Origin of the sequence: Acidovorax sp. HMWF018 (genome assembly GCF_003061035.1) — a bacterium.
GTDB classification, from domain to species: domain Bacteria; phylum Pseudomonadota; class Gammaproteobacteria; order Burkholderiales; family Burkholderiaceae_C; genus Acidovorax; species Acidovorax delafieldii.
Genome location: NZ_QAIM01000095.1, coordinates 1 through 5,802 on the forward strand (window position 1 = coordinate 1; position 5,802 = coordinate 5,802).

Here is a 5,802-nt window from a genome sequence, read left to right on the forward strand (position 1 = left end):
GTACTTGGCCGATCCCGTGGTGTTGGCAGACACGGTGTTGCTGCCCACCTCCTGGACGCAGGTCTTTTGCATGCCCTGTGCATTGGCAGTGGTGACCACGTCGTTGTTGGTCAGCACTCCGGTGGTGTCGTCTGAGAAAGCCTTGGCTTCGTAGCGGGCGATGCGGGCGCGTAGCCACGATGGCATGGTGTTGCTGCCGTCCAGTCCCGTCGAGGCTGCCACTGGCCCTGTGGGCTGCATCTGGACCGAGAGCTTCTTGGTCAGGATGACCGGATCTTCCCCGGGAGCCTGCGCCCACCCGGGGCCTGGCATCAGGCCGCAGACCGTGAGCAAAGCTGCGCATGGCGCCAGAAAACATGTGTTCATGGAACACCTCCTATGGTGAGAATGAGGGGCCCACCCGCGCTGCTGTTTGCAGCCTTGCCGGTGTGCCCCTGGCACGAACTCATCCGGGCACTGATGTGCTGCCGGAATCAAACCCTCGCAGGTCTATTCACCAGCCGAGCTGGTGCCGATCTCAGTAGGGCCAGCCGGCGGGCTTGGTGGGCTGGCAGGTGAAGCAGGCGTTGTTGGAGGCGATGTTTTGCACCGCCTTGCTGTTGCTGCCGCTGGAGAGGTTGTTGACCGACGAGTTGATCATCGAGGTGAATTGGCTGGAGTTGCCAATGATGGTGACTTCGCCCACGTTGGATGACAGGTTCTGGCTGGCGTAGGCTTCGCTGCCGCTGGCGGTGTTGGTCAGATTGCCGCCAAAGCCCGTTACCGTCTGGGTCGAATTGCCACTGATGGTGACGTTGCCGGTGTTGGAGGCCAGGTTCTGGAAGGCTTCGCTCTTCGAGCCCGTCGAGTTGTTGTTGACGGACACCGACGTCAGGGATACCGACTGCGTGGAATTGCCGGTGATGGTGATGTCCGGAGTGGAAGGGACCGGACCGGTGGCCATGGCGGCGGAGGCGATGACGCTGAGCGTGATGAAAGCAAGGGTTTTCATGACAGATCCTTCAAGGATGACTTCTACACTGGCTGCAACCGCAGCGAACCTGCGGTGCAGAGGGGGTTGGACGGCGCTTTCAGGCCTGGTTTTTTTGAGAACCGGTGGCCGTTAGGCGCTGTCGGAGTTCAGTGTGCGAGCCGATGCGATTCGTGCGAATACGCCGGGCGGGCTACCTCATACAGCGGAGCGGTTCAACCCTTGGACCCGCGCAAAGCCTTTGCCAGCGCGGCTTGGCCGCCCGCACCACATGAGATCGGCCGAAGAAAGTCAGGTAGTAACCAATTGCTACTTGGGCAACATTGCCAAATATATTTGGACCTTGAAATTTATTTGGCGCACTGTGTGCGCTGCCGTACAGAGGGGCATGAGTGCGTTGGAGAACATGCATGTGAACGCAAGAGTTGCATGCAGATGCGTCCACCGAAAGACCCAGTCCATCGGGGCCCACCACCACGTCCGCAGGAGTTCACCCATGAGCAGCAGTTGGCAGGTTGATACACCGTCGCAAACGTTGACGTCTTCAGCGTTGCTTTCAAAGCAGAGTGCGCGCGACCTTGCATCGCTTCCGTCGGGCCGGTTTGAAACCTATTCCAATCCGCCATCGGTCTGGCCCGCCTTCCTCACTGGGCAGGAGGCCAACCCGGTGCGGGTCTTGCTGGTGGACGACGATCCGCACATCCGCCTGGTGATTGCACAGGAGCTCATGGCCGATGCCCGCACGCTGCTGGTGGCGCAGGCGGGCAGTGTCCGCGAGGGGCGCAAAGCCATCAAGAATCACGATTTTGATGTGCTCCTGGTGGACCTGAACCTGGGCGACGGTGACGCCTTTGACCTGTTGCACTACGTGAAGCCTGTGCGCCCATCAGCCCAGACGGTCGTGATCTCGGTCATGGAAAACGACGAGCAGGTCCTGCGGGCCTTCGAACTGGGGGCCACGGGGTATGTGGGCAAGAACTCGTGGTTCGGCAACTATTCGCAAGCCGTGTTGCAGGTGGCCAATGGTGGCGCCTCCATCACCCCCAACCTGGCGCGGCGGTTGCTGCAGCGGTTTGACCGCACCCATTCGGCCGAAAACAAGCGACGGCAGCCCGATGAGGCAGATCGGCTGTCCACACGGGAAAAGGAAATCCTGCGCATGGTGGCCAGCGGCTACACCAGCGCCGAGGTGGGGGCGCGCCTGCTCATCAGCAGCATGACGGTCAACACCCACTTGCGCAACATCTACCGCAAGTTGCAGGTGCGCACCCGTGCCCAGGCGGTGCGCTTCGCCTCGCTGCGGGGGCTCTTTTGACGGAGTGATGCAGGTGGTTGCTGCCGCGTGTGTGGGATGTTCTGTCACCAGGTGTGCTCTCGGTTGCCCACGCCACCTAGAAAGCCAGGATTGAGCGGTGTTTCGCACACGTCCCCCGTTGTTCGCCATCGCTTGCATGTGCATGTGGCTGCTGCAATGGGCGCTCCTTGCGATGGCGTTTTATGGCTATGACGAGGAGAGGCCGTCGGATCGGCAATGGTGGGAGCTGGCCGCCCTGGTGATCTCGGTGGGCCTGGGGGCCCTGCTGCTGGTGCAATTGCCGCGGGCCCTGCAGTGGCGCCCCCGGCTGCGGCTGCGCGCCAGTGCCGAGGTGACGGCGGAGCGGCGGCGCATTGCGCAGGACTTGCATGACAACCTGGGCGCACAACTGGTCTTTGCCATGGCGCTGCTGGAAACCGAGCCGCCCGCAGTGCGTGAACTCCGTTCGCTGCTCGACAAGTGCATGCTGGACCTGCGACTCGTGGTGGACTCCATGGATGCGGCGGACGAGCCATTTGCTGACCGCCTGGCCCGGCTTCGGCACCGCATCCAGCCCGTGCTTGATCGACGTGGCGTTCGCATGGTGTGGGATGTGCAAATTCCGCCGTTGTCCAGTTTTCCGTATGCCGACAGTGCCATGCACCTGGTTGCCATTGTTCAGGAGGCATTGAGCAACGTGTTGCAGCATTCGGGCGCCACCGAGGTCGCGGTGGGTGTGCGTTACCGTGCGGGTGCCGAGTCCTGGTGTGCCGAGGTCAGCGACAACGGGCGCGGCATGCTGCTTCACGCTGGCGAAGGCAGCCCGCTGGGAGGCCATGGGGTGGCAGGCATGAACCACCGTGCGCAGATGGCGGGCGGTGACTTGCTGGTGCTGCAGCGTCCGGGTGGGGGCACCTGCATTCGGGTGGTGATACCGGGCAGAGGGAGTGCCTAGGATCGCGTGCGACTGCCGGGCGCGCAGCCTCCAGCCCGCTGTCCATTCGCAAAACTGGCGTGAAAACTGTTGGCTTATTCGCCCACCGTACGGGCTGCTGCCCGCTACCCTTGGTGCATCTGGGCGATGCGGTGACTTGCGGACAGGTCAAAGGTACCGGGCTGTCGCCACACAGGAGTTCATGGCGATGTCCCCTCTCATTTCCGGCCTCGCATCGGTGGCGTCGATGATTTTCAATGCGGCCTCCAGTGGCGCGGGCAAGGCGTCCGCGCGGCGTGGGGGTGAGGCGGCGTCGCCCGAGCCCTCGGCCGTGCTCACGCTCAGCCCCGAGGCGCAGACGCTGGCGGGGATGGCCGGGCAGGGCGCTCTGGCCACCCAGGGCCAGCTTTCTGGCACTGGGATGACCGTGGGGCGTTCTTCCGGCCAGGCCACTGCAGCACTGCCCGGTGGCCGTGCGGCAGGGGCCGTGTCCAAGGACGATTTCCAGGCGTTGCTGACCCGGTTTGGTGCCACCGAGGATCAGAAGCAGCAGCTCACGGCGGGCTTTGACGCGGACAAGGATGGTGTCATCACCCACGATGAATTCCTCAAGGGGCTGGCCCGCACCAAAGGCCAGCAGGCGGGCAGCGATCCGTTTGCGCAAGCCGTGCTGCAGGTGATGGACCGTGCGGGTAACGCCGATGGCACCGTGGCCAAGGACGAGTTTGCAGCGCTGACTTCGGCGTTCGCTCTGGCAGAGCGGCGTGCGCCCTCGACACGGACTGCCTGAACAGCCTGAACCGTAAGGGTGCACCGGTTACATGCCACCTGTGCTGTGAGCACGCGTATTGGTGCTGGAACCGTATCAGGTGACCTTGGGCAGCGGCAGCGACACCCAAAAGCTGCTGCCCTTGCCCGGTTCGCTCTCCACCCCCAGGCTGCCCCCCATGCCCTCGACGAGGCGTTTGCACAGCGCCAACCCCAGTCCTGCACCCTCAAAGCTGCGCGTGGATGACCCGTCGACCTGTTCGAACAACGTGAAGATGCGGTGCTGGTCACCGGCCGCAATGCCAATCCCCTCGTCCGTCACGCGCAGCCGCCACACCGTCGCATCAGGTGTGTCCTGCTCGGTCTCCAGGGTCAGCTGGATGTGACCCGAGAGGCTGAATTTCACGGCGTTGTCCAGCAGGTGGACCAGCACCTGCTGAATACGGTCTGCGTCCCCCACGTGGCTGGCGTCGGTGCCCACGCCATCGAGAGCCAGGAAGATCTGCAAGCCTTTTTGGCGCGCCTGCGGCTCCAGCAGTTGCACCGCATCTGCCGCCAGCTCTGGGACCGATAGCGGCGCAAACTGGAACGCTACCTGGCGTGTTTCCAGCGCAGCCAGATCGATCAGGTCATTGAGCATGCGCATGAGGCCTTTGGCCGCATCCATCACGTTGTTCAGCACGGGCTTCAGGCGCTCATCCTGCGAGCGGTTGCGCACCAGTTCGGTCATCCCCAGGATCAGCGTCATGGGGGTACGCAGCTCGTGCCCAATGTTGGCGAGAAAGATGCTCTTGGTGCGCAGGGCAGCCTCTGCGGCTTCCTTGGCGAGAGACAGCGCCGCCGTTCGTTCCTTGACCCGGGCCTCCAGATGCTCGCGCTCGGCCTGCAATGCCTGCTCCAGCTCCCGCCGGGCGGTCACGTCGCGGCCGATGCTGTGGTAGCCGGCGGGCTGGCCCGAGGCGTCGCGGTACAGGCGGCTGGACATCTCGAACCAGCGGACGCTGCCATTGGCACAGCGCATGGGCAGCGTCAGCAGTTGCCGCCGCTCGCGCACTGCCTGTCTCAGTGCCTCGGCACCCTCGGGCGTCAGGGCCTTGAAGATGGATCTTCCGATGACGTCGCGGGCGGGCACGCCGCGCGCCCGTTCGTCGGCGGGGCTCACGTACGCCACCGTCATGTCGGGGTTGATCCGCCAGATGACCTCTTCGGCGCCCTCGGTCAGCAAGGTGTACTGCTGGTCCCGCTCGGACAGGTGCCGGTACAGGCGGAGGGCTTCACCGACGAAAAGGTAAAAACACAAACTGCTCAGCGACAGCGCCAGTGTGAAGATGATGAGCGCATGCAGCGAATACGGCGCGCTCTGCATGCCGTTGCTACCCACTACCAGCGCCAGTGTCAGGACGGTATAGCAGACGCCCGCGGCCCGCCCCAGCAGCAGATATGCCGCGCCCACTCCGATCAGGAACCACACGGCGCGCAGCTCGTGCCCCAGGGGCTGCCACAGGGCATAGGTGAACAATGCCAGCCCGATGGAGGTCTGGATGAGTGCCACCGGAACATAGACCCGCGGCCAGCAGCGCAAGGCCCACCACAGCGCCATCATGACCGCGGTGCCAGTTCCCAGGGCAAGGTTCCACGACCCTGGGGAGGGAACCAGCCCGGTAGTGCCCACCGCCAGCAACAGCAACTCAAAAGCCACATTGGCTGACAGGATGCCCTGCAGCAGACGGATCTGAACCTGCCGCATGTTGCCAACGGGGTAGGGGGATGAGGGCATTGTCTGGGCGGTATGGCGATGTTTTATATTTATTGTTTATATCAAATAAATGATTAATA

At 63.4% G+C, this 5,802-nt stretch carries 6 protein-coding genes; 3 read left to right on the top strand and 3 right to left on the bottom strand.

Annotated elements, in window-relative coordinates; all coding sequences use genetic code 11:
• Together DBR23_RS03400 and DBR23_RS03405 are read right to left on the bottom strand one after the other, a co-directional pair.
• The coding region (locus tag DBR23_RS03400) for a hypothetical protein (RefSeq protein WP_199227621.1) at nt 1-366 on the bottom strand (366 nt) is incomplete at its 3' end.
• Between the two features lie 151 nt (nt 367-517).
• A complete protein-coding gene (locus DBR23_RS03405) occupies nt 518-991 on the bottom strand; it encodes a hypothetical protein (protein WP_056062488.1) in 474 nt (157 codons plus the stop codon).
• Between the two features lie 475 nt (nt 992-1,466).
• On the opposite strand from DBR23_RS03405, the gene DBR23_RS03410 reads away from it, so the two are divergent.
• The 3 genes from DBR23_RS03410 to DBR23_RS03420 all read left to right on the top strand — a co-directional run bounded on the left by DBR23_RS03410 (nt 1,467) and on the right by DBR23_RS03420 (nt 3,988).
• Entirely contained in the window at nt 1,467-2,285 is an 819-nt protein-coding gene (locus tag DBR23_RS03410; protein WP_108497323.1) for a response regulator transcription factor, read from the top strand.
• Between the two features lie 97 nt (nt 2,286-2,382).
• A complete protein-coding gene (locus tag DBR23_RS03415) occupies nt 2,383-3,219 on the top strand; it encodes a sensor histidine kinase (protein ID WP_146191217.1) in 837 nt (278 codons plus the stop codon).
• Between the two features lie 187 nt (nt 3,220-3,406).
• Nucleotides 3,407-3,988, top strand: coding sequence for an EF-hand domain-containing protein (locus DBR23_RS03420; protein WP_108497325.1), 582 nt, complete (start codon nt 3,407-3,409; stop codon nt 3,986-3,988).
• Between the two features lie 75 nt (nt 3,989-4,063).
• On the opposite strand, the gene DBR23_RS03425 is transcribed toward DBR23_RS03420, so the two are convergent.
• A complete protein-coding gene (locus DBR23_RS03425; RefSeq protein WP_108497326.1) occupies nt 4,064-5,743 on the bottom strand; it encodes a cell wall metabolism sensor histidine kinase WalK in 1,680 nt (559 codons plus the stop codon).
• Between the last annotated feature and the right edge of the window lie 59 nt (nt 5,744-5,802).

Coding starts and splice junctions, on each gene's coding strand:
- DBR23_RS03405 (WP_056062488.1), bottom strand. CDS start 991: ATGAAAACCCTTGCTTTCATCACGCTCAGCGTCATCGCCTCCGCCGCC.
- DBR23_RS03410 (WP_108497323.1), top strand. CDS start 1,467: ATGAGCAGCAGTTGGCAGGTTGATACACCGTCGCAAACGTTGACGTCT.
- DBR23_RS03420 (WP_108497325.1), top strand. CDS start 3,407: ATGTCCCCTCTCATTTCCGGCCTCGCATCGGTGGCGTCGATGATTTTC.
- DBR23_RS03425 (WP_108497326.1), bottom strand. CDS start 5,743: ATGCCCTCATCCCCCTACCCCGTTGGCAACATGCGGCAGGTTCAGATC.